Annotated in this window: 17 protein-coding genes and 5 tRNA genes; 12 read left to right on the top strand and 10 right to left on the bottom strand. The window is 62.5% G+C overall.

What is annotated here, in order from left to right:
• Nucleotides 1–60: 60 nt before the first annotated feature.
• From ACJJV2_RS04200 to ACJJV2_RS04190, 3 genes are all read right to left on the bottom strand, one after another.
• On the bottom strand, nucleotides 61–933 hold the full coding sequence (locus ACJJV2_RS04200; protein ID WP_213114204.1) for an AraC family transcriptional regulator: 873 nt from the start codon (nucleotides 931–933) through the stop codon (nucleotides 61–63).
• A 248-nt stretch (nucleotides 934–1,181) separates the two neighbouring features.
• Nucleotides 1,182–1,257: transfer RNA gene (locus tag ACJJV2_RS04195), tRNA-Ala, on the bottom strand.
• A 74-nt stretch (nucleotides 1,258–1,331) separates the two neighbouring features.
• A tRNA-Ala gene (locus tag ACJJV2_RS04190) sits at nucleotides 1,332–1,407 on the bottom strand.
• Between the two features lie 300 nt (nucleotides 1,408–1,707).
• Here ACJJV2_RS04190 and uvrY point away from each other — a divergent pair.
• The 7 genes from uvrY to ACJJV2_RS04155 all read left to right on the top strand — a co-directional run bounded on the left by uvrY (nucleotide 1,708) and on the right by ACJJV2_RS04155 (nucleotide 7,261).
• Nucleotides 1,708–2,370, top strand: a complete 663-nt coding sequence (gene uvrY / locus ACJJV2_RS04185; RefSeq protein ID WP_043331360.1) for a UvrY/SirA/GacA family response regulator transcription factor — start codon at nucleotides 1,708–1,710, stop codon at nucleotides 2,368–2,370.
• Between the two features lie 270 nt (nucleotides 2,371–2,640).
• Complete coding sequence (gene uvrC, locus ACJJV2_RS04180; RefSeq protein ID WP_283248888.1) at nucleotides 2,641–4,674, top strand: excinuclease ABC subunit UvrC; 2,034 nt, start codon at nucleotides 2,641–2,643, stop codon at nucleotides 4,672–4,674.
• 270 nt (nucleotides 4,675–4,944) lie between these two features.
• Nucleotides 4,945–5,493 (top strand): CDP-diacylglycerol--glycerol-3-phosphate 3-phosphatidyltransferase, encoded by a 549-nt coding sequence (pgsA, locus tag ACJJV2_RS04175; protein ID WP_043331361.1) that lies wholly within the window; start codon nucleotides 4,945–4,947, stop codon nucleotides 5,491–5,493.
• A gap of 156 nt (nucleotides 5,494–5,649) precedes the next feature.
• Nucleotides 5,650–5,724: transfer RNA gene (locus ACJJV2_RS04170), tRNA-Gly, on the top strand.
• A gap of 112 nt (nucleotides 5,725–5,836) precedes the next feature.
• Nucleotides 5,837–5,910 (top strand) — tRNA-Cys (locus tag ACJJV2_RS04165).
• Nucleotides 5,911–6,396: 486 nt separating this feature from the next.
• Nucleotides 6,397–6,481, top strand: a tRNA-Leu gene (locus ACJJV2_RS04160).
• Nucleotides 6,482–6,808: 327 nt separating this feature from the next.
• On the top strand, nucleotides 6,809–7,261 hold the full coding sequence (locus ACJJV2_RS04155; RefSeq protein ID WP_348471486.1) for an STAS/SEC14 domain-containing protein: 453 nt from the start codon (nucleotides 6,809–6,811) through the stop codon (nucleotides 7,259–7,261).
• Between the two features lie 44 nt (nucleotides 7,262–7,305).
• Here ACJJV2_RS04155 and ACJJV2_RS04150 read toward each other — a convergent pair whose 3' ends face one another.
• Nucleotides 7,306–8,739 (bottom strand): hypothetical protein, encoded by a 1,434-nt coding sequence (locus tag ACJJV2_RS04150; protein ID WP_405278470.1) that lies wholly within the window; start codon nucleotides 8,737–8,739, stop codon nucleotides 7,306–7,308.
• A gap of 265 nt (nucleotides 8,740–9,004) precedes the next feature.
• Between ACJJV2_RS04150 and ACJJV2_RS04145 the strand changes: the two genes are divergently transcribed.
• Nucleotides 9,005–10,735, top strand: a complete 1,731-nt coding sequence (locus tag ACJJV2_RS04145; protein WP_043331364.1) for a proline--tRNA ligase — start codon at nucleotides 9,005–9,007, stop codon at nucleotides 10,733–10,735.
• Between the two features lie 175 nt (nucleotides 10,736–10,910).
• Entirely contained in the window at nucleotides 10,911–11,753 is an 843-nt protein-coding gene (locus ACJJV2_RS04140; protein WP_405278467.1) for a lytic transglycosylase domain-containing protein, read from the top strand.
• Between the two features lie 132 nt (nucleotides 11,754–11,885).
• Here the strand turns inward: ACJJV2_RS04140 and ACJJV2_RS04135 are convergent, their stop codons facing one another.
• From ACJJV2_RS04135 to yrfG, 4 genes are all read right to left on the bottom strand, one after another.
• Nucleotides 11,886–13,445, bottom strand: a complete 1,560-nt coding sequence (locus tag ACJJV2_RS04135; RefSeq protein ID WP_043331365.1) for a phosphoenolpyruvate carboxykinase — start codon at nucleotides 13,443–13,445, stop codon at nucleotides 11,886–11,888.
• Nucleotides 13,446–13,754: 309 nt separating this feature from the next.
• Complete coding sequence (gene hslO, locus ACJJV2_RS04130) at nucleotides 13,755–14,669, bottom strand: Hsp33 family molecular chaperone HslO (RefSeq protein WP_052384283.1); 915 nt, start codon at nucleotides 14,667–14,669, stop codon at nucleotides 13,755–13,757.
• Between the two features lie 154 nt (nucleotides 14,670–14,823).
• Entirely contained in the window at nucleotides 14,824–15,216 is a 393-nt protein-coding gene (locus ACJJV2_RS04125) for an RNA-binding S4 domain-containing protein (protein WP_192837546.1), read from the bottom strand.
• A complete protein-coding gene (gene yrfG, locus ACJJV2_RS04120; protein WP_082388286.1) occupies nucleotides 15,213–15,923 on the bottom strand; it encodes a GMP/IMP nucleotidase in 711 nt (236 codons plus the stop codon). Before yrfG ends, ACJJV2_RS04125 begins: the two co-directional genes overlap by 4 nt.
• Nucleotides 15,924–16,124: 201 nt before the next feature.
• Between yrfG and nudE the strand changes: the two genes are divergently transcribed.
• Nucleotides 16,125–16,721: an ADP compounds hydrolase NudE gene (nudE, locus tag ACJJV2_RS04115; protein ID WP_317292952.1), complete on the top strand. Its 597-nt coding sequence runs from the start codon at nucleotides 16,125–16,127 to the stop codon at nucleotides 16,719–16,721.
• Nucleotides 16,722–16,945: 224 nt separating this feature from the next.
• Here nudE and ACJJV2_RS04110 read toward each other — a convergent pair whose 3' ends face one another.
• Nucleotides 16,946–17,305: a hypothetical protein gene (locus ACJJV2_RS04110; protein ID WP_405278464.1), complete on the bottom strand. Its 360-nt coding sequence runs from the start codon at nucleotides 17,303–17,305 to the stop codon at nucleotides 16,946–16,948.
• Between the two features lie 649 nt (nucleotides 17,306–17,954).
• Here ACJJV2_RS04110 and ACJJV2_RS04105 point away from each other — a divergent pair.
• Nucleotides 17,955–19,523, top strand: a complete 1,569-nt coding sequence (locus ACJJV2_RS04105) for a helicase HerA-like domain-containing protein (RefSeq protein WP_405278461.1) — start codon at nucleotides 17,955–17,957, stop codon at nucleotides 19,521–19,523.
• 826 nt (nucleotides 19,524–20,349) lie between these two features.
• Complete coding sequence (locus ACJJV2_RS04100) at nucleotides 20,350–21,963, top strand: diguanylate cyclase domain-containing protein (protein ID WP_405278459.1); 1,614 nt, start codon at nucleotides 20,350–20,352, stop codon at nucleotides 21,961–21,963.
• A gap of 170 nt (nucleotides 21,964–22,133) precedes the next feature.
• Here the strand turns inward: ACJJV2_RS04100 and ilvD are convergent, their stop codons facing one another.
• Complete coding sequence (gene ilvD, locus ACJJV2_RS04095; RefSeq protein WP_107336223.1) at nucleotides 22,134–23,978, bottom strand: dihydroxy-acid dehydratase; 1,845 nt, start codon at nucleotides 23,976–23,978, stop codon at nucleotides 22,134–22,136.
• Nucleotides 23,979–24,180 lie beyond the last annotated feature (202 nt).

Below are 24,180 nucleotides of genomic sequence, written 5' to 3'. Positions count from 1 at the left end.
CATGAAAAAACGGCCTCCTTTCGGATGGCCGTTTTTTCTTGCCCCGCTGGTGGCGTGTCGCTATTTGAACTGACTCCATTGCTTGGGCGACTGCCCGTACAGACGCTTGAATTCGCGACTGAATTGCGAGGAGCTGACATAGCCCACGGCCATGGCCGCCTCGCTGACGGTCTTGCCATTGGCGATCTGCATGGCGGCGGTGTTGAGGCGCATGGACTTCACGAACTGGATCGGCGACATCGTGGTCGCCTGCTTGAACTTGCGGTGGAAGACGGCGCGACTCATGCCGACCCGCCCGGCCATGTCTTCAATGCTGACCGGCTCATCCAGTCGGCTGGAGAGGTAATCGATTGTCCGCGCGATCTCATTGCCCACACCGAAGGCACGTCGCGCCGACTCCCCCGCCTCGCCCTTCAGGACGGCGTAATAAAGCTCCCGCAGCCGCCCTTCTCCCAATATCGCCGCATCGGCGGGGCTCTGTGCCACCTGCAGCAGTCGCAACAAGGCATCGCTGAAGGCGGCGTCCCAATGTGCCAGGGCAAGCCCCGGCGGCAGCGGGCCGCTGCCCGGCTTGCGCACGAGCCCCGCGGCGCTTTCCATCTCGATGGCAAGCTCCGTCATCACCCGGGTATCCAGCGAGAGGTAGACGCCCAGCAGCGGTGTCTCTGGCGAGGCCGTGGGGGCGCCCGCCTCGACCGGCATCGAGATGGGACAGCACAGATACTGACGGCTGTCATAGACATGCCGCTCGCCGTCCAGTATCGCCTCCTTGGCACCGCTGACGATCACCACCACGGCGGGTTCATAGATAGCCGGCGCGCAACGCACGGGCTCCGTCATGCGAAAGAGCTGCACACCCTTCACTGCGGTCTCTCGAATGCCTTCCTCATGGGCGAGGCTCGCCACGAGTCGTGTGATCTCTTGTCTGCTCATGTCGCCAATCTAGCGCCATGCCTGCCTCTCATCAACAACTTGAGACGATCAGGCAACGATTGACGGCAATTTCAGCCGATCTCGAGCCTGAGTGAGATTTATCGTCCATCCCTCTCAGTATTGGCAGACCCGGGCACTGGCGGCTATATATGTGAAGCAGACAGGGTCGAGCTGCTGACAGGGGCGAGCTGAAAGCCGGGCACAAAAAAAGCGGCCACCCCGAAGGATGACCGCTTTTTCAAGAATTCTGGTGGAGCCTAGCGGGATCGAACCGCTGACCTCAACACTGCCAGTGTTGCGCTCTCCCAGCTGAGCTAAGGCCCCGAATCAGACTGTCATTTCGCATGTCACTTGCAGGCAAGAGGCACATGAAATCTGGACAGACTTGTCGTGAATCATGGTGGAGCCTAGCGGGATCGAACCGCTGACCTCAACACTGCCAGTGTTGCGCTCTCCCAGCTGAGCTAAGGCCCCGTCTTCACGATGGAGCGCATGTTACAGAGCGACGAATACGTCGTCAACCTCTTATTTTTGCTGCGCTTTGTGGAGTGCGCGAAGTCTGCGGGTCGCATCGCGAGGCACGGTTTCCCGCAGGGGCTCGCTCACGGACCCACGGCCGACGACAAAGAGCAGGAATCACGCTAGCACTATATCAGTAGTGGTTATCCTGAACGCGACGCACTGGATAACAGGGCATCGACAAGCCCTTGTCCAATGGGTACATTGGATCCCGCATTCACTTCACTGCTTATTGACATCTTTACTGGAGCCGCCTTGATCAAGGTTCTTGTCGCTGACGACCACCACCTGGTGCGTACCAGCATCGTCCGTACCATTGAGCTAGAGGATGGGCTCAAGGTGATTGCAGAAGCCTCGGATGGCGAAACCGCGATCAAACTCTGCCGTGAGCACAGCCCGGATATCGTGCTCATGGACATTCGCATGCCCGGCGTCGATGGCCTGGAAGCCACACAGAAGATCGTGCGCAGCCTGCCCGACGTCAGAGTCATCGTGCTGACCGCCTATCTGGAAGAGTCCTTCGCCAAACGCCTGCTGGAAGCGGGAGCCTTCGGCTTCATTTCCAAGGGCACGCCCTTTGACGAGATGATTCGCGCCATCCATCAGGTGGCCGCTGGCGAACGCTATCTGTCCCCGGAAATCGCCCAGCGCCTGGTGTTCTCGGGCATGGACACCCAGCGCAGCAATCCCTTCGACCAGCTGTCGAGCCGAGAACTGCAGGTGGCGACGATGATCGTCAATTGCCATCGCGTCAGCGAGATCTCGGACCGCCTGCACCTGAGCCCGAAGACGGTCAACACCTACCGTTACCGCATCTTCGACAAGCTTGGCGTGACCAGCGACGTGGAGATGACGCATCTGGCCATGCGTCACCAATTGCTGGATGACTACGTGCTGGACCGTCCTGACGAGGCCTGAACAAGCACACCTTGCCAGCCCGTCACACACTGCAGGCCCGCGCTGCTCGTGACACTCCCGAGCAGCGCCGACAACGCCTCATACAACAACGCCACCTTCCCCGGGTGGCGTTGTTGTATGAGGCGTTTCTGTCTGAGACGTTCGTGAATGGCACGTCCTGACAGGCGCCGGTCATGACAGCAGGCATTGCAGCATGGCCCTGTTGCCCCCATGCCTGCGAGCAATCGCCCTTGTTTGATAGACTCGAGGCATCTCTGGACGAGGAACCTCATGGCCAAGCAGCACACTGATCCCACGATGACGGACACCACTTCTCAGTCGCCCGAGAATGAGGAGCCGGCAGACACCGCCAGCCAGCCTGATGCCCAGCAAGCCTCCTCAGCGAGTGCGCAGGCTGACAGCCGCGCACGCAGTGACGCCGCGCGTGTCTCCAGCCGCCTGATCACCAGCGACGCGAGCAGTGATCTGCTGCAGGGCAGCGAGGCGACCGGCTTCGACGCCCGCCATTTCCTCAAGCATGTCAGCGACGCGCCCGGCATCTATCGCATGCTGGATAGCGCCGGTGACGTGCTGTACGTGGGCAAGGCCAAGCGCCTCAAGGCGCGCCTCTCCAGCTATTTTCGCAATACCGGCCTGAATGCCAAGACCCAGGCGCTGGTCGGGCGCATCGCCGATGTGCAGGTCACCATCACGCGCAGCGAGACCGAGGCCCTGCTGCTGGAGCAGACCCTGATCAAGGAGCTGCGCCCGCCCTACAACATCCTGCTGCGCGACGACAAATCCTACCCTTACGTCTTCATCAGCCAGCATCACGACTATCCGGCGCTGGAGTTCAAGCGCGTGCGCCACAAGCGCAACGATGGACGCTACTTCGGCCCCTACCCGAGCAGCGTCGCGGTACGCGAATCACTGACCCTGATGCAGAAGATCTTCCGCCTGCGCAATTGCGAGGATTCGGTGTTCGCCCACCGCGAGCGCCCGTGCCTGCAATATCAGATCAACCGCTGCACCGCGCCGTGTGTCGACTACATCAGCAAGCAGGATTATCGCCGCGACATGGAACATGCGGTGATGTGCCTGAACGGCCAGAGTGACAAGGTCACCGACGAGCTCAGCCAGGCGATGGAAGACGCGGCCATGCGGCTGGAATTCGAGGAAGCGGCTCGCCTGCGTGATCAGGTCGCCCAGCTGCGCCGCATGCAGGAGAAGCAATACGTCGACACCGGCACCGGCAACGCCGACATCCTGGCGCTGGCCGAGCGCCCCGGCGGGCTCTGCATCAGCGTGGTCTCGGTCCGTCAGGGTCGCATGCTCGGTGCGCGCCACTTCTCGCCCGGCAATGGCCTGGACCTGACCAGTAGCGAGCTGCTGACCAGCTTCGTCAGCCAGTACTATCTCGGCCAGGACAGGGAGATGCCCGATGAGGTGCTGACCTCGCTGGCCCTCGATGACGCCAACCTGCTGGAAGGCGCCCTGAGCGAGAAGGCCGAACGTCGGGTACGGGTCGCGCATCAGGTGCGTGGCCATCGCGCCCAGTGGCTGACACTGGCGCAGACCAACGCCGAGCAACATCTGGCCACCCAGCTGGCCAGCCGCCAGCAGCTGTCCAACCGCTTCCTGTCGCTTCGCGATGCGCTGGGACTCGATGAGGTGCCCAAGCGCCTGGAATGCTTCGACATTTCCCACAGTCATGGCGAGGCGACCGTGGCCAGCTGCGTGGTCTTCGATCATGACGGGCCGATCAAGTCGGATTACCGGCGCTTCAATATCGAAGGCGTGACGGCGGGCGATGACTACGCCGCCATGCAACAGGCACTGACGCGGCGCTTCAAGCGCCTGCAGGAAGGCGAAGGCAAGCGCCCGGACATCCTGCTGGTCGATGGCGGCAAGGGGCAGCTCAACATGGCGCGCGGGGTGTTCGAGTCACTCGGCGTGACCGACATCATCCTGCTCGGGGTGGCCAAGGGCACCACGCGCAAGGCAGGGCTCGAGACGCTGTTCATCGAGACGGTGCATGACACCCTGGACCTCGACAGCCACTCGCCGGCGCTGCACTTGATCCAGCATGTGCGCGATGAATCGCACCGCTTCGCCATCGCCGGTCACCGCGCCAAGCGTGACAAGGCGCGGCGCACCTCAAGCCTGGAGGGCATCGCGGGAGTCGGCCCCAAGCGGCGCCGCGAGCTGCTCAAGTTCTTCGGCGGCCTGCAGGGGGTGAAGCAGGCCTCCAAGCCGGAACTGGCGCGCGTGCCCGGCATCAGCGAATCGCTCGCCGAGCTGATCCATCAGGCGCTGCATGGCTGATCCACCAGACGCTGCATGGCTGCCCCCGTGCACGACATGGCTGCCACCGTGCACGACATGGCTGCCTCTGGCACCATCGACTCAACGCTCAAGGAAGAGTGACAGAGCGTTGGCTTGAATAACCTGCCGTTTGGCATGGCTGAATGCGCCGCCGGCAGGCTAGAATAGACGACTTGTGCGGCGCCAATCGATCGGCTTTCTTCAGGGTCTCGACTCGCCCTCGATTGCGCCCAGCCACCTACGCTTCATGCAAGGACTCGTGCCGTCACGATGAGCATCCCCAATATCCTGACTCTGATCCGCATCCTGTTCATTCCGCTGCTGGTGGTATGTTTCTATCTGCCTTATGCATGGAGCCTGCCGCTGACGGCGCTGCTCTTCGCACTGGCCGCCATCACCGACTGGTTCGATGGCTATCTGGCCCGCCTGTGGAATCAGACCACGCCCTTCGGCGCCTTCCTGGACCCCGTCGCCGACAAGCTGATGGTCGCGGTGGCACTGGGCCTGCTGATCGAACGCTACGACAGCCTGTGGATGACCATCCCGAGCCTGGTCATCATCGGTCGCGAGATCGTCATCTCGGCGCTGCGTGAGTGGATGGCCGAGATCGGCAAGCGCGGCAGCGTCGCGGTGTCCTGGGTCGGCAAGCTAAAGACGGCTGCCCAGATGCTGGCCCTGTTCATGCTGCTGTTCTTCGCTCCGGGCAGTGTCGGGGGGGATGCCGGCCTGGCCCTGCTGTATATCTCGGCAGCGCTGACGCTGTGGTCGATGATCAGCTACCTGCGTGCCGCCTGGCCGGAACTGGTGCGCTCGGTCTGACACCCCGTTCAGCCACGAGATGCTGCGAATGCCTCAACGCCCACCGCCCCTATGGCCGGTGGGCGTTTTCGTTTCCAGTGACCTGACTCGCGAGACAATTTTTCATTAACTGTTTGACAGCATGGGAATTATCCGTATAATTCGACCTCGAGTTCAGCGGGAATAGCTCAGTGGTAGAGCACAACCTTGCCAAGGTTGGGGTCGCGAGTTCGAATCTCGTTTCCCGCTCCAGTAACACAGGTAGCGCAACATTCACCTGATTTACTGACTCATGTATCTGCAGCAGCATCAGTAGATACTCCTCGGATCAGACATCAGTTTCGACTGACATCTCGATCATTGAGGCTGGATGGCAGAGTGGTCATGCAGCGGACTGCAACTCCGTGTACGCCGGTTCGATTCCGACTCCAGCCTCCATTTCAGATACCGAAACATCCCCTGTTTCCTTCTGGAATGGATATGACACCCATCCCCTTCGGGTCGTCACACTCCCTTGCTTGTTTCGCTTTACATTGCTGCAACCCTGATGCTTTTTCGCTTGGCTATCGTCTGCTCTACGCCTTGCCAAGTCACTGCCTTGCCACATCATTTCTCTGTTTTCATCTGTCCAGTGATTCTGACAGTGTTCCGGCCCCGTCAGTGACTTCCCCTTTACATCTTCGCGCCTGGCACTGGCTATCTGTTTACTTGCCCTTCTCCACCGCGCGCCATTTCGCGTCGCTTGCCGCGATCATGCCGGGCGAAAAGCGTTTTGCTTTCCTGTATCAATGTCACCGCTCACGATGGTCATTTAGCCTCGCAATTTCATTGCATAACAGTCAGTTAAATCACACATTCAGCAAGGTGTCGCCGCCATTAAAGTTGACCTTGATCTGAAATATGATAAGTTATGCGCCAGTCTGCGCGGCCATGGTGGAATCGGTAGACACCGGAGACTTAAAATCTCCTGCCTTCGGGCGTGCCGGTTCGAGTCCGGCTGGCCGTACCAGATCAAGCAAGAGCCATACTGAATTCAAGAGCGCCGCTCCTCTCACGAGGGGCGGCGCTTTTTCATGCCTGTCACTTTTCATGTCTGATAAATTTCGAGCCTGTCACTTTTCAAACCTGAACACTACTCCGCTCGTCATGCCTCGCGCGGCCAGACGTCGAGAGAGGTAACCGTTGCTGGCAGCTCCTCGACAGGAACAGTACCGACAATCACCTGGCCAGACGCCAGCAAGCTGCTTACATGCGACTACACTGAAGAGGTAGCGACGCCAGCGCTGGCTTCCAGCACGGCTCGCCCAGCCAACATGCATCAGTGCAGGAGCCAAACATGCTGACACTGCTCAAGAGTCCCGCCGATCACGTTGTCGCCCTGCATCTCGCAGGACATATCGATCAGGCCTCGCTCGCCCCCATCATCAAGGAATGCGACGAACGCCTGGCCCGCCATGAGCGAATCTCGTTGCTGGTGGAAATCGAGCGCTTTGGCCTGATCACACCCGCCGCCCTGCTCAATGACATCGGCTATGCCCTGCGCCACCTGGGAGACTTCGAGCGCGAAGCCATCATCAGCAAGGCCGACTGGCTGCGCCATGTCACCGAGTTCAGCAAGCATCTGGTGCGTTCCATCGAGGTGCGCCACTTCTCGCCCGACGAGCGCGAGGCTGCCTATGCCTGGGTCGCCGAGCCACCGCGTGGCGGTTCTGGTCTCGGTGCTGGCGCCGACAAAGCCCCCGCCGGCCGTGATGCCCAGACCCCAGCGGCGAAACGCCAACAGGCCTGAAGCACCCGCCATCGAATGAGCCTCCAAAGCGCCCTGCCACCGCCTCATGGCAGGGTGCGCGTCAGCACCAATCCCGCCAGCAGCAGCGCCCCCATTGCCACCGCCCAGAGCGTCATTGCGCGCTCCACTTCCGCTCGCTCTGCACAGCGCAGCAGCTGGAAGACCGTGATCAAGGGCAGCATGTAGCGCGTCTCGATCAGCTCCCGCGTGCAGATCATCAAGGCGAGCATCACCAACAGCAAACCACCATGCCCCAGCCGCAGCGGTGCCCTCAGCCACCAGAGCGCCATGCTGGTGGTCAACAGCATGGTCACCCACAGCCCCACCGGGTGCTCATTGAGCCATAACAGCCAGCTATTGCGGATCGTCCAGCGCTGGAAATTGTAGTCATGCGTCACCTCAAAGCTCATCACCAGCATGACCCACACACCCGCCAGCGCCCCCAGCAGCAGAATACCCCGCCATGGCCAGGTACCCCGGGTGCACAGACGCCACAGCAGATGCCACTGACGCGGCAAGTCGGCCAACCACAACGGCAGAAACACCACGCCGATCACGCCCAGGTAATAGCCGAGATTGCCGGTGTGCCAACCGGCCTGATGACGCGTGGTATCGCCCATGGCAATGCCGTCGTTCCAGACGACAAATCCGATGAAGGCGGCCACCGGAATCACGGCCATCCACCACCAGCGCACGATCAGCCCCCACCAGACGGAAAGCTGGGATAGCGGCGAGCTCAGCGGTGGTGCCATGCCGACAGCCAGCGACCGAGCCCCTGCCTGCGCATGCGTCATGAACAGCAACAGACCGCCCCATAACCCGAGCAGCACGATGCTGTCCTGTCGCAAGCCGAGACCGGCCAGGATCAGCACCAGCAACAGCAGACGCCGCTCACGCACGAGCGCGACGAGCTGCAGCGCGACCAGCACGATGATCCACGGGTCGGTATACACCAGCGCCAGATAGGGGAAGATGATCGGCAGCCATAGCCACTGCCAGCTCTGACGATTCGCCTGTTGCTGGGCGCCGCTCTCATCGAGCATGGGGTCCAGGCGCCGATAGACGCTCGGCAGCGCCCGCCAGACCATGCACGCCATGACACTGAAGCCGAGCAGCGACAGGCCCCGCACCCAGTTCACCGAGGGCATTTCAGGCCAACGCCCGGCCAGGGTGTCAGCCGCGAGAGGAAGATTGAGCCACTCCCCCAACGTCTGAAGCGTCATAAGCACCACCGCCATGGTGGCGTGATACAGCGTCAGGGTGGTCAGCTTGGGGTGCTGGCTCCAGTCACCGGCGAGAAACTGGCGAATCTGCGCGAAATGCACTCCCTCATCGACGAAAGGGATCGGCAGGCGAAGGCTCACCAGCCACAGAGAGACGCTCAGGCACGCCCCCAGTGCGAGCAACACAAGCCCCACCTTCAAGGGCCAGTGATGTCTGCCGCGCGCATATCCCATGCGCTGATCGAGTGACGACATATCCTTGTCTCCTTGTCAGACCTCCCCGAGAAAGCCGTTCACGGCCCTCTCCAAAGGGAAATCCCGTGTCACCAGTATCGGCAGGCCGGCGCGGATTTTTCCAGTCTGGCCATGCACTTTGCCCCTCCAAGGCTCGCGGCAGTACAATGCGCTCAGTCTGCTTCGCTGATACGCCTGTAAAAGGCGTGCCGAAGACCTGCCTGTTCATGCTTCGCGACTGCGAAGCGTACCGATCAAAGCGACAAGTCGAGGGATCGCTGAGCCCATGCGTGCCAGTCAACTGCTGATTTCCACTCTCAAGGAAACCCCGTCCGACGCCGAAGTCGTCAGCCACCAGCTGATGCTGCGGGCCGGTTTCATCCGTCGCCTGACCTCCGGCCTCTACACCTGGATGCCACTGGGCCTGCGCACACTGCGCAAGGTCGAGCGCATCGTGCGTGAAGAGATGGACCGCTCCGGCGCCCAGGAACTGCTGATGCCAGCCGTGCAGCCAGCCGAGCTGTGGCAGGAATCCGGTCGCTGGGAGCAGTACGGCCCCGAGCTGCTGCGCGTGGTTGACCGTCACCAGCGCGACTACTGTGTCGGCCCGACCCACGAGGAAGTCATCACCGACCTCGCGCGTCGTGAGCTGAACAGCTACAAGCAGCTGCCGGCCAACTTCTACCAGGTCCAGACCAAGTTCCGCGACGAGATTCGTCCGCGCTTCGGTGTGATGCGCTCACGCGAGTTCGTGATGAAGGATGGTTACTCCTTCCACCTGGGCGAGGAATCCCTGAAAGAGACCTATCAGGTGATGTACGACACCTACGTGCGCATCTTCACGCGCCTGGGTCTCGACTTCCGTCCCGTCATCGCCGACAACGGCTCCATCGGTGGCACCGGCTCCCACGAATTCCACGTGCTGGCCGCCTCCGGTGAAGACGCCATCGCCTTCTCCACCGGCTCCGACTTCGCCGCCAACATCGAGAAGTGTGAAGCGCTGCCGGCACCGCTGGGCGAGACGCCTGAGCGCGCGGCACCGACCCAGGAGATGCAGCTGGTCGACACGCCGAACGCCAAGACCATCGCCGCGCTGGTCGAGCAGCACGGTCTGGACATCAAGAAGACCGTCAAGACGCTGATCGTCAAGGCGGCCGAAGGCGTCGAAGGTGGTCTGATCGCGCTGATGGTGCGTGGCGACCACGAGCTGAACGAGATCAAGGCCGAGCACCTCCCGCAGGTCGCCGAGCCGCTGACCATGGCCAGCGACGAGGAAGTGCGCGCCGCCGTCGGTGCCGGTTTCGGCTCCCTCGGTCCGGTCGGCCTCGAGATGCCGATCATCATCGATCGCAGCGTCGCGCTGATGAGCGATTTCGGTGCCGGTGCCAATATCGAAGGCAAGCACCACTTCGGCCTCAACTGGGAGCGCGATCTGCCGCTGCCGGAAATCGCCGATATCCGCAACGTCGTCGCCGGTGATCCGTCACCGGACGGCCAGGGCGTGATCGACATCGCACGCGGTATCGAGGTGGGTCACATCTTCCAGCTCGGCACCAAGTACTCCGAAGCCATGAACGCCACCGTGCTCGACGAGAACGGCAAGGCACAGCCGCTGTCCATGGGCTGCTACGGCATCGGCGTGACCCGCGTGGTCGCCGCTGCCATCGAGCAGGGCAACGACAAGGGCGGCATCGTGCTGCCGGAAGCCATCGCACCCTTCCAGGTCGCCATCGTGCCGATGAACGCCCACAAGTCCGTGCGTGTCAGCGAGACCGCCGAGCGCGTCTATCAGGAGCTGACCGCCGCCGGTTACGACGTGCTGCTGGATGATCGTGATCTGCGCCCGGGCAACAAGTTCGCCGACGGCGAGCTGCTGGGCATTCCGCATCGCCTGGTGATCGGTGATCGCGGTCTCGACAATGGCGAGTACGAGTACAAGGGTCGCACCGATGGCGAAGCGACCATGATCGCCGTCGACAGCCTGCTGGACTTCCTGGCCGAGCGCAGCGCGAGCTGAACTCGAGCAGCCTGAGCCACTCGCTCACGGCTGGCGCTATCGCAGTCCCCAAGACAGCCCGCTCCTCTTCTCGAGGGGCGGGCTGTCTCGTTATCTGCCTTCCTTGAACTCCCCATTACCGTCAACGCCGCGGTAACGGCATAATGGCGCCATGACTGATACGCAGGGACTGCGCATGACCATCTCATCGATTTCCCCTTCAGCGCCGCCCGTAAATGGCGCTGCAGGTGGCACCTCACACCGCCGCCTGCGCCCGTGGCTGGCCGCTGTCCTGCTGACGCTGAGCGCCGCGTCTACCGGACTGACAAGCCCCTCGGTGCAGGCCGCCGCCGCGATCCCCGAGCATGGGCTGTCGCCGGGGCTACGTGACAGCCTGCGCGAGGCCTTGGCCGAACCCGAGGCCTTCGAGGACCCCATCGATGCCCTGCATTGGGTATTGAGCATGCAGCAGCGTCTGGAGCGCTACATGCCGGACCGCGCCGCGCGCATCGACCTGCTGCGCAAGGTACGCCGCGAAGCGACGCGCACAGGCCTGGCACCGGAGCTGATCCTGTCCGTCATCCAGGTCGAGAGCGCCTTCAAACCCACCGCGGTCTCCCACGCCGGTGCTCGCGGCCTGATGCAGGTCATGCCGTTCTGGAAGCGTGAGATCGGCGAGCCCGACGACAACCTGCTCGATCAGGACACCAGCCTGCGTTACGGCGCCACCATCCTTGCCCACTATCTCAAACGCGAGAAAGGCGACATCACCGATGCGCTGGCGCGCTACAACGGCAGCCTCGGCAAGACCTGGTACCCGGAGCGGGTGATGCGCGCCTGGACCACCCGCTGGTGGTATCAGGCGCCGGCGCCCTTCGTCGCCGAACGCACGCCCGAAGGCCTTGTCGACACCGTCGACGAAGACGCGTCACGACGCGCCGAGACCAGCACCACTGAGTCAGGCCTGGAACCGCTCGCCGCCGAGGACACCTTCGACGGCCCTGCCAACCGCTCGCTGGCCGCCGGCGGCAGTCCCTGACAGACCCTGACACGCCCGACAGCAGGTGATGACAGCAGCTGTGGCCGAGAAAAGCAGCAGACACGAAAAAGCCTCGCCCGGAACACCGGGCGAGGCTTTCTGCTTACCGCTTGCGATCAATCTCGCTGATCGTCAGACCAGGGTCGGGCCTGCCGCGATGATCGCCTCATCCACGCCGGCGAACTTCTTGAAGTTCTCGACGAACTTGGCTGACAGGTCACGCGCCTTGCTGTCGTAGGCGGCGCGGTCTTCCCAGGTCTCACGCGGGTCGAGCAGACTGGAATCGACGCCCGGCACGCGTACCGGCACATCCAGGTTGAGCACGTCGATGTGACGCGTCTCGATGTCCGCCAGCGCACCGTTCTGGATCGCGCTGATGATGCCGCGCGTGGTCGGGATGGAGAAGCGTGAACCACCCTCACCGTAGGAGCCACCGGTCCAGCCGGTGTTGACCAGGTAGACGCGTGAGCCGAAGGCATCGATGCGCTTGATCAGCAGGTCGGCGTATTCACGTGCCGGACGCGGGAAGAACGGCGCGCCGAAGCAGGTGGAGAAGGTGGCTTCGAGACCGGCGGTGGAGCCCATCTCGGTAGAGCCGACCTTGGCGGTGTAGCCGGACAGGAAGTGGTAGGCAGCGGCCTGCTTGCTGAGCACGGACACCGGCGGCAGCACGCCGGACATGTCGCAGGTCAGGAAGACGATGGCATTCGGCTCGCCGGCACGGTTTTCCGGCACGCGCTTCTCGATGTGCTCCAACGGGTAGGCGGCACGCGAGTTCTGGCTCAGACGGTCATCGCCGTAATCCGCGCCACGACGATCATCCAGCACCACGTTTTCCAGCACGGCACCGAACTTGATCGCGTTCCAGATCACCGGCTCGTTCTTCTGGGACAGATCGATGCACTTGGCGTAGCAGCCGCCTTCGATGTTGAAGACGGTGCCTTCGCCCCAGCCATGCTCGTCATCACCGATCAGGTAACGCGCCGGGTCAGCGGACAGGGTGGTCTTGCCGGTGCCGGACAGGCCGAAGAACAGCGTGGTCTCGCCGTCGTCACCGACGTTGGCGGAGCAGTGCATCGGCAGCACGTCCTTTTCCGGCAGCAGGAAGTTCTGCACCGAGAACATGGCCTTCTTCATCTCACCGGCGTAACGCATGCCCGCCAGCAGGACGCGACGACGCGCGAAGTTGATCAGCACGACGCCATCGGAGTTGGTGCCATCACGCTGTGGCTCGCAGGTGAAGTGCGGCGCGTTGAGGATGGTCCACTCGCTCTTGTCCTTGGCATTGAAGCTGTCCGGACGCACGAACATGGTACGCGCGAACAGGTTGTGCCAGGCCGTCTCGGTGGTCACGCGGATCGGCAGGTAGTGCTCGAGGTCAGCCCCGACATGCAGCTCGGAGACGAAGCTGTCGCGCTCGCCGAGGTAGTCCTCGACGCGCTCCCACAGGGCGTCGAAACGCTCCGGGCTGAACGGGCGATTGACGCTGCCCCAGTCGATGGCGTCCGAGGTGGACGGCTCGTCGACGATGAAGCGGTCGTTCGGGGAGCGTCCGCTACGGGCTCCCGTCTCCACGACCAGCGCGCCGTTGTCGGCCAGACGTCCTTCGCCGCGAGCCACTGCCAGCTCGATCAGCTCTGCGCTGCTGAGATTGGTGTGAGTGGTCACCGCACTGTCTTGATGCTTGCTCATTCGCGTCTCCGCGGCTCAGGGCCGCCCTCTCTCTTGATGGCTGAAGCCAGATGCCCGAGGTACATGCCACAGGCTTATTTTGTGATCGATCGTTGCTGCCCGATCGCGCATGACGGCATGCCATGACACCGTCGATACCACCAGCACAGGGCATCCGGCCCTGTGCTGGCAAGGCATTATGGCAAAAAGGGTGTCGGGCGGAAACGCCCATTGTTGCAACACTTTGGCGCAGGCGCCTTCGCCTGACGGACGACGATATGTCAGACAATCATCATCCCCGTGGCCAGCCGCCGGCGCGTCGGGAAATGCTCAATGCACGACGGGGCTTTCGGCGTCAGGATCTTCGATGATCGCTTCCACTTCCGCGGCACTGAAGGAATAGCGGGTATGGCAGAAGTGACACTGGGTGGCCAGCTCGCCCTGCTCGGCGACGATCTGACGCAGCTCGTCGGCGGCGATGCTGTGCAGGGCAGCGCCCAGACGTTCGCGCGAACAGGTGCAGCCGAAACGCAGCGCCTTGGGTTCATAGATGCGCACGGTTTCTTCGTGATAGAGACGATGCAGCACTTCCTGCTGGTCCAGCGTCAGCAGCTCCTCGGCCTTGAGGGTCTCGGCCAGATGCACGACGCGCTCCCAGGCATCCGGGTCCTTGTTGGCATCATCGTTGGGCAGCTGCTGCAGCATCACGCCGCCGGTGCGCTTGCCATCGGCCATCAGCCACAGGCGGGTCGGCAGCTGCTCTGACTGGCTGAAGTAGCTCTCCAGGCAGCCGGCGAGGCTGTCCTGATCGATGGCCACGATGCCCTGATAGCGTTTGCCTTCACGCGGGTCGAGGGTGATCACGATCTGACCCTGGCCGACCAGCTCCTGCAGGCTGGACTCTTCCGTCGGCAACACCGCCTCATCGCTGAGACGTGCGATGGCGCGCAGCTCGCCGCCGGGGTTCGACTCGGCCATCAGCTGGCGCACGATACCGGTACCGCGCACTTCCAGCGTCATGGTGCCATCGAGCTTGATGGTCTCGGTCAGCAGCGCCACGGCCGCCAGCATCTCGCCCAGCTGGCGCGAGATGGCCTGCGGGTAGGAGTGACGATCGAGCACCTCGGCGTAGGCCTTGTCGAGTGTGACGATCTCGCCACGCACGTTGGTGGCATCGAACAGGAAGCGCTGGATCTGATCGAAGCTCGGCGCGGCCGCATCGTCAGTGGAATGGGAATCTTGCATGTCGTGTTCGCTCATTGAGGGACCTCAAGGCAGGCGTGAAGGGAGAGCGCACAAGCGCTCCCATATCAGGCCGCCAACAACGATGTGCTGACACACATCGGTATGGAAATTGTGCCGGTCGGTGCCAAGGCATCCGGCGGTGACTCGCGCTGGCTCAGCTATCGGCATCCTGGCGCTGGAAGCGATGGATGTTGCGACGCTGTTTCTTGTCAGGACGACCGGGAGGCGGCGTCATGCCCTGATTGCCGAGGCGGCGCGTCTCGGCCTCACGCTCACGGCGCTCGCGGGACTCCTGCGTCTCCTGATAGAGCTTCTGGGCCTCGGGGGCGCCACGGCGCTGGTCGCTGAGGGCCAGCACCTCGACGACGAGGCGATCCCAGCCCTGCGGCACCTCGATCAGGGCGCCGACCTCGACGGTCTTGGAGGTTTTCACCTTGCCGCCGTTGTACTGGATCTTGCCGCCTTCGATGGCCTTCTTGGCCATGCCACGCGTCTTGAAGAAGCGCGCCGCCCACAACCACTTGTCGATACGTACCTGATCGCTCATGACGCCTCCTTGCCCTCCCCGTCGCTCGAGACTCCGGCATTGGCCACCTCGGGGCCCGCGCCCTCGGTCAGCACTGCAAAGCCGTCCAGGCCGTGCACACGCTCGAAATCACGCGCAGGGCGTTTCGAGTCCGGCTGACGCACGCCCAGCAGATGGGCAATGCCATAGGTGTGGGCACTTTCCAGCACCTGAGGGTTGTCATCGATGAACAGGGTACGCGCCGGGTCGAAGGGCTCGATCTCGTTGAGCTTGTGCCAGAAGGCCTGCTCTTCCTTGGCGTGGCCCAGATCCGCGGACGACACCACGGCGTCGAAGTAGTCACCCATGCCGGTCAGCGCGAACTTGAGATCGATGCCATGACGGTCGGCGTTGGTCGCCAGCACCACGCGTTGCGGCTGATCGCGCAGCCAGGCGAGGAAGTCCTCGGCCTCATGGCGATAGCCGATCAGATGCTGTACTTCACGCTTCAGGGCGACGACGTCGAGCTCGAGCTCACGGCTCCAGTAATCGAGGCTGTACCAGTTGAGCGTGCCGGACTCGCTGATGATGCGCGCCTTGAGATCGGCCTGCAGCGCCTCATCGAGGCGGTGCAGCTCGCAATAGCGCCTGGGCAGGTGTTCGAGCCAGAAGTGGCTGTCGAAGTGAAGGTCAAGCAGAGTGCCGTCCATGTCCAACAGCACGGTGTCGATAGTGTTCCAGTCAAGCATCGGATTCTGTCAGCCAGAGGGAAATTTGGCCTCATAGTGTAAAGCATGGCCCACGGGCGCGCATGTGCAACGAGGGGGGATGACGGCTTGTGATTGCCCCGCTCGCGGCGGCCTGCCACGATGAGCGACAGTGTTCTCTCTTCTCATACTGCCTCGCGAGGACTTGCGATGGATGATGCGCCAGATACCGTTCACCCGACCATGAGTCATTCAGACGCCAGCCACGCGCTGACGCCACCGCGGATCGACTCACGCCGCGAGGTCGCACGCTCGCGCCTGTTCGCCGTCGAAGCGCTGGAATTGACCTTCTCCAATGGCGCCACCCGCAGCTTCGAGCGCCTCAAGAGCGGCGGTCACGGCGCGGTGATGATCGTCGCCATGCCCGACCCCGACCACGTGCTGCTGATCCGCGAATATGCCGCTGGCCCTGAGCAATATGTGCTGACCCTGCCCAAGGGACTGATCGACCCGGGCGAGGACCCGGTGACCGCCGCCAATCGCGAATTGATGGAAGAATGCGGTTATGGCGCGCACAACATCGAGCCACTGGCCGAACTGAGCCTGGCGCCCAACTACATGGATCACCGCATGAACGTGATGCTGGCGCGCGATCTGTTCGAAAAGCGCCTGCCGGGGGATGAGCCGGAACCGCTGGTCGTCGAGCGCCACCGCCTCGATGAGCTGCCGGCGCTGCTGGCGCGTGAGGACTTCCACGAGGCGCGCGCGATCGCGGCGCTGTTCATGGCCCGCGAACGCCTGCTGGCCGGGGAAGATACCTACAGCCCTCGCTGGTGGTAGGGGCTTGATGGCAAGCAACGATGACAAGCACCTGAGGGGCCATCCCCCTCTTTCCTGCCCCTCACACCCTGCCTTGCGTGCCCCCATACGACGACAAGCCCCCGCCAATGGCGGGGGCTTGTCGTTTCACTCGCGATGCGCTCAAGCGGGTCGTGCTGGCGACTCGTTCAGGCACCGCAAGATCCATTGCGGGTCTGGCCTGAGACCAGACCGTCAAGACACGATCATTCGGTCTTCATGCTGCCATCAGCGGTGTTGGACGAACCGGATTCCGGGCTGACGCCCATGTGGTCTTCGCCTTTATCCATGACCTTGCCGTGCTTGGCGGACTCGGACTGGGCCGTGCCACCTTCCACCATCATGGAGTCCTTCTTGGTGTTGGCAGAACCACTCTCGGTGTTGCGCTCGGTATCATCATACACCTTGCCATCTTCATGACCCGCAGCAGTGCCGCCCTCTACCTTGGTGGAGTGGGCGCCAGTGTTGGCGGAACCGGTGTTGCTGGATTCGTGGTGCTCGGCAAAGGCAGCAGTGGTCGGCAGTGCCAGGGCAGTCGCGAAAAGTGCAGCAGTCAGCTTCTTCATGATCCATCCTCCAGTAGCGGTCTGTTGCAAGAGACGAGCAGATGATTCGCTCGGCCGTTGCCGGTAAGCCTTCAGAAATCCCGAGACTGAATGTCTCGAGATCCAGGCTCCACAAGACGCTTCCTACCTATCTCAACGACGTCTTGTGGTACTGCATCAAATCTTTGTGGCGCATGGATCGAACACCCTCTCAAGTGTCGGCTGCTTGTCGGAGCATTCTTCAAAAAAACGTCACCAGAGTTGTACCCGAACCTGCCGGTGTCATTCTTGTCGAAAGCGTCAATCTGCCGAGGCGTGTTGCGTCACATGCGCCCTGATGCCTAAAGATATGGAACTACAGGGCCGGACTTTCAAGCAGAGAAGGGAAAGAAAAATATCTTTCTTCCAGATTTCCTATACAAGAGTGAGATATCGGCTCGCGTTTAATTAGCGCCCATATGGGCTGCTGGCCGCTCATCAGGCGGCTTGTCGCGCGTCGGTTGCCTGACGCCATGCGTCAAGCGGCGCAAGATGGCTTGCAGTATTTTACTCAACGAAACATTTTGTAACTCTATGATTCCACGACATCGCCCATCTCTGCGGTCATCGGCAGTGGTCGTCACACCTCCCTCTGCAAGCACCGCCATCACCTGAATGACAGGAGACTCACATGCCAGACGTGCTGATCGGGGGACTCGCAGGACAGGGACCCAAGGGCCACATCACGCTAGCCGGGGCACTGGCCAATCGACACGGCCTGGTCGCTGGTGCGACAGGTACCGGCAAGACCGTCACGTTGCAGGTGCTGGCAGAAGAGTTTTCGCGCATGGGAGTGCCGGTGTTCACCGCCGACGTCAAGGGTGACCTCTCCGGCATCGCCGCGGCGGGTGCCCCGCATCCGCGCGTCGATGAACGTCTCGCCAGCCTCGGCATCAATGACTGGCAGCCTCAGGCCGCGCCCGTCAGACTGTGGGATCTGTTCGGCAAGAGCGGACATGCAGTGCGCGCCAGCGTGGCTTCCATGGGGCCTGAGCTGATGTCAACCCTGCTGGAATTGAACGACACCCAGAGTGGCCTGATGCACCTGGCCTTCGATCATACCGAGCGTGAAGGGCTGGAGCTGATCGACCTCAAGGACCTGATCAGCCTGCTCAAGCATATCGAGCGTGAACGCGAGGGCTTCGAGGAGCGCTATGGCAGTGTCAGCCCCCAGAGCCTCGGTGCCATGCTGCGCCGGGTGCATGTGCTGGCCACCCAGGGCGGCGAGCGCTTCTTCGCCGAACCGGCGCTCGACATCAATGACATGCTGGCGACCACGGGCGAGGGAGACCAGACACGCGGCTTCATCAATCTGCTCGATGGGCGTGAGTTGATGCAGAGTCCACGTCTCTACACCACCTTCCTGCTGTGGTTCCTGTCGACGCTCTTTCGCACCCTCCCAGAACGCGGCGATGCCGACCGCCCGGTGCTGGTGTTCTTCTTCGACGAGGCCCACCTGCTGTTCGACGCCGCTCCCAAGGCATTGCTTGAGCGCCTCGAGCAGACGGTGCGCCTGATTCGCTCCAAGGGGGTCGGCGTCTACTTCGTGACCCAATCCCCCGCCGACATCCCCGATGACGTGCTCGGCCAGCTGGGCAACCGGATCCAGCATGCCCTGCGCGCCTTCACTCCACGCGACCAGAAGGCCGTCAAGACCGCTGCCGAGACCTTCCGCCCCAACCCGGCCCTCGATACGGCTCAGGTGATCACGGAGCTGGGCGTGGGCGAGGCACTGGTCTCGGTGCTCGACAGCAAGGGCACGCCCACCCAGGTGGAGCGCACCTTGATCGCGCCGCCGCGTGGGCGGATCGGCCCGTTGAGTGACAGCGAGCGCACAGCGCTGCTGGCAAGCTCATCACTGGCCGGTCGCTATGATGAGGTGATAGATCGTGAATCGGCTCACGAGCGTCTCGAGGCGCAACTGACGAGCTCGGCGACGGCCCAGGTTCGGCCGCAGGAGACACCAGCGGCAACGCCTGACACCACGCCGCCTGCCACAGAACGGGATGGAAGCGCTCAAGCCGCTGCCAGCCGCGACTCCGAGCAAACAAGCCCGGTGGCCGAAAGCGCCCCGCGCACAGGCGGCAGACAGCGTCAGGGCGTCATGGAGACCCTGCTCAAGTCCGTGATGCGCGCCGTGGGGTCACAGCTGGGACGGACGCTGATTCGCAGTCTGCTGCGCTCCTTCACTCGCCGCTGAGGCTCGCTCCCTTTCAGCCTGACACCACGCCAACAGCGTGACGCCTCGCCATCAGGCTGAAGCGCTCCTTGGCAAGGAAAGGCTTTTCCCGGCAAGCAAGCTCTCGAGACTGAGAGACTCATCCTTCACGAAAAGCAGGACATCACCCATGGTCAAATGACCATGGGTGATGTCCTGCTTTCGCTATCCAAGGCTGCTGACATCATATCGTCGCGCAAACTTCATTCGCTCTCGGCAAGGAGACGCCATACTGATGATTGCTGCTTACCGGCAGCACTCCATGACACACACGCGCTTGCCACTACTCTCGGGGAGACTTGACGATGTGCATGAGCAATGAAGCATTGGAATTGTGGCTGAACGACAACTGGTTCTCGATCGAACTGGCGTTGGAAGCCATCGATATGGAAGCGACAGCGGAACCTCAGCTGGCCGAAGCCGCCTGAGCCAGGAGCGATACGCATGACAACAGCAGGATCCTGCCTGCCCCACCGGTGACATCAGGTGTGAAACGGCACAGGACACGGATGACAGGACAAGCGGCATACAGACTCTGCCACGCATGACGACGCATCATGGTGGGCAGAGAAAGAACTTGTCGGGGAGACCGTCGATCAGCCATCGACCGGTCTCCCCGTTTCTTTTGCGCTGCCATCAGGCTCAAGGCCTGGTGTGCCTTCAGCAGCCACCCACTCAATAGCTCATAAGACTTACGTGTATGGACAGTTGATTTATTGGTATATCAAAGGCCCCTATCCCCCCTTTCAAGCGCCATAATCGCCCTTTGATCTATTTCCGCCCGCACCATGCAAGATAAGGATGTCACATGCTGCCGACCCCTCCCTCGCCACTGCCCTCCTCGGGACGCTCGAGTCCAGTTGATACCTCAGAGCTCTCGCCACAAGCCGCCGCCGCGACTGTCTTCCTCAATGAGAATCTCGGACCCGCCCAGCTGCAAGCGCTGTTTGCCCTGACACTCGCGCCTGCGGGAACCTTCAGCGAACAGCTCAGAGAGTACCTGGTGACCGCCTGCCGCCTGCTGGGGATGACCACCGGCATCCTCGGCCATGCAGAGGCCAGTCGCTATGAAATCATGGCGGCCGTCAATCCGCCGCCCGGGAAGATCGAGGGCGCGATCGCACCGCTGAACGAGACCTTCTGCAATGAAGTCGTTGAGCAGGCAGGCTGCATCGCCTACGCCAATATCGCGACCACGCCAGCACTCGAGGCTCATCCGGCCCTCAAGTCGATGCCCTTCCAGAGCTATATCGCCGCACCGGTATGGACCGAAGGCCGTCTGACCGGCACCGTCTGCTTCGGCGACAACTCACCGCGCGCGGCAGATTTCAGCGCCAGCGATCGTGCACTGGTCGAGACACTGGCCAGCCTGCTGGGAGGCTTGATCGATCGCGAGAATGCGCGCAAGCGGCTGACCAGTGAACTGGGCAACCTGCGCCTCGCCTACCAGGAGATGGAGCTGCTGTTCTCGCGCTGCCAGCTCTCGATGGCGATCATGGACTTCCATGGCCATTGGACACGTCTCAATCCCGCGCTGGCCCAACTGCTGGGGACGGAGAGGAGTGAACTGCAGCGTGGCGCGCTGGAGGATGTCTCCCACCCTGCTGACATGCAGGCCTGTCAGGAGGCGCTTCTGGCCATGCAGGCCGGCGAGATCACACACTTCGAGCAACCGCATCGCTATCTGGGCAGACAGGGGCAGATCATCGAAGTCATGCTGTATCTGGATGTGATCGACAGCCACTCCGGCGTCATTCTCAGCCAGCACCAGGACCTCAGCGAGCAGCGCTCCCACGAGGAGAGCCTGGCCCGCATGCGGCACAAGCTCGCCAGCATGGCGCCCTCGGGCCCGGCCGTGCCGTCGGTGCTGGACAAGCTGTTGCCCACGGAGATCTTCGCGCAACAGCTGGATGGTGAGATCGCGCGCAGTGCACGCCATGGGCAGCCACTGTCGATCCTGCTGCTCAACGTGGATGCCTTTACCGACTTCAATCGCCAGTACGGCCGCGCCGCAGGAGACCGCGCACTGCAGCAGGTCTCCACCATCCTGCGCAACGCGACACGCAAGAGCGACCTGCTCAGTCAGCGCGACGATGGCTCGCTGATTGCAGTACTGGGCCAGACCGATTCCAGCGGCGCCATCATCCTCGCCGAGCGCGTCCGTCATGCCACGGCAGAACTGCATGGTCTCGATGGACCGGTCACCTGCAGCATCGGGCTGACCTGCTATCACCCGGCGCCCGATACGCTTACGCTGGCCAACCGGCTCGAGCTCTGCGAGCGCGCCCAGCACGCACTCAAGAAAGCCAAACGCCAGGGGCGCAATCGCGTGCGCTTCCTGGAGCTTGAGCCGGTCATCCCGACGGACACCTTCGCAAGCCCCCAGGCCCCGAGCGGCTTCCCCTCACCCGATCTGCCCTGAGTGGCGCCTTTCGTGTGTGCGACCTGCCGCGGGTGCCCTTCAGGCATATCCCCATCAACGACAACGGCCACCCCGAAGGGTGGCCGTTGTCGTTTGACTCACACAGGCTTGCGCGGTGTCTCAGCGCAGAGGCCTGCTCAGAGACCGGGTCAGATATCTGAAGCCGATTCTCAGTCCAGCTTGCTCAGGTCGCGCACGGCGCCCTTGTCAGCGGAAGTCGCCAGCAAGGCATAGGCCTTGAGCGCGGCGGAGACACGACGGTTGCGCTGGATGCTCGGCTTCCAGGCATCCTTGCCACGGGCATCCATCGCTTCACGGCGCTCATGCAGCTCGCTGTCGCTCAGCTTGACGTTGATGGTGCGGTTCGGGATGTCGATCAGGATGGTGTCGCCATGCTCGACCAGGCCGATGGCGCCGCCCGCCGCCGCTTCGGGAGACGCGTGGCCGATGGACAGGCCCGAGGTACCGCCGGAGAAACGACCGTCAGTGAGCAGCGCACACGCCTTGCCCAGCCCCTTGGACTTGAGATAGGACGTCGGGTAGAGCATTTCCTGCATGCCCGGACCGCCCTTCGGCCCTTCGTAGCGGATGATCACGACGTCGCCTTCCTTGACCTTGTCGGCCAGGATGTCTTCCACCGCCTGATCCTGGGACTCGCAGACGTAGGCACGGCCTTCGAAGACGAGGATGGAGTCATCGACGCCAGCGGTCTTCACCACGCAACCATCCAGTGCGATGTTGCCGTACAGCACGGCCAAGCCGCCCTGGGTGGAGAAGCAATGGTCGTAATCGCGGATACAGCCCTGGGCGCGATCACCATCCAGACTCGGCCAGCGCGCGCTCTGCGAGAAGGCGGTCTGGGTCGGAATACCGCCCGGGCCGGCGCGATAGAATTCGACGACTTCATCAGTGGGCGAACGCATGATGTCCCACTCTTCCAGCGCCGCAGACAGCGAGTCGCCGTAGACGGTCGGCACTGAGGTATCCAGCACACCGGCGCGATCCAGCTCGCCCAGAATCCCCATGATGCCGCCGGCACGATGGACATCCTCGATATGATATTTCTGGGTGTTCGGCGCCACCTTGCACATCTGCGGCACGCTGTGGGACAGCTTGTCGATGTCAGACATGGTGAAGTCGACACCGGCTTCCTGAGCGGCGGCCAGCAGATGCAGGATGGTGTTGGTCGAGCCACCCATGGCGATATCCAGCGTCATCGCGTTGGCGAAGGCGGCGCGGGAGCCGATGGCACGCGGCAACAGATGCTCTTCGTTGCCTTCGTAGTAACGGCGCGCCAGCTCGACGATGCGATGCCCGGCGTTCTCGAACAGGCGACGACGATCGGAGTGCGTAGCCAGCACGGTGCCGTTGCCCGGCAATGCCAGACCCAGCGCTTCCATCAGGCAGTTCATGGAGTTGGCCGTGAACATGCCCGAGCAGCTGCCACAGGTCGGGCAGGCGCTGCGCTCGATCTCGGCGACCGTCTCGTCGTCGACGCTATCATCGGCGGCGATGACCATGGCATCGACCAGATCGAGGCCGTGATCCAGCAGCTTGGTCTTGCCGGCTTCCATCGGGCCGCCGGAGACGAAGATGACCGGGATGTTGAGGCGCATGGCGGCCATCAGCATCCCCGGGGTGATCTTGTCACAGTTGGAGATGCACACCAGCGCATCCGCACAGTGGGCATTCACCATGTATTCGACGCTATCGGCGATCAGGTCACGCGACGGCAGCGAATACAGCATGCCGTCGTGACCCATGGCGATGCCATCATCGACCGCGATGGTGTTGAATTCCTTGGCGACGCCGCCGGCCTTCTCGATCTCGCGCGCGACCAGCTGACCCATGTCCTTGAGGTGGACGTGGCCCGGCACGAACTGGGTGAAGGAGTTGGCAACGGCGATGATCGGCTTCTGGAAGTCGCCATCTTTCATGCCGGTGGCGCGCCACAGGGCGCGAGCGCCGGCCATGTTACGACCTGCGGTGGTCGTACGGGAGCGATACTCTGGCATGGTAAACCTCATTCAATGCTTGGCCGCTCTCCTGTGCGAAGAGGGACTGATTCATGGAATTGCGCCTGGCAGGATCAGGAAACTGACGCCGCCCTTCTGCGCAATCCGCTGCAGAATCACTCCGCACGGGAGCGGCTTCTGTTTTGGTCAGGCGGCGCCCCGCTCGGGGTACGCACACCTGGTGTCCAGAGGAGACGCGCGC

Origin of the sequence: Cobetia sp. Ld8 (assembly GCF_045066615.1) — a bacterium.
Lineage (GTDB): Bacteria > Pseudomonadota > Gammaproteobacteria > Pseudomonadales > Halomonadaceae > Cobetia > Cobetia amphilecti.
This window is presented reverse-complemented; position numbering and strand designations above follow the sequence as displayed.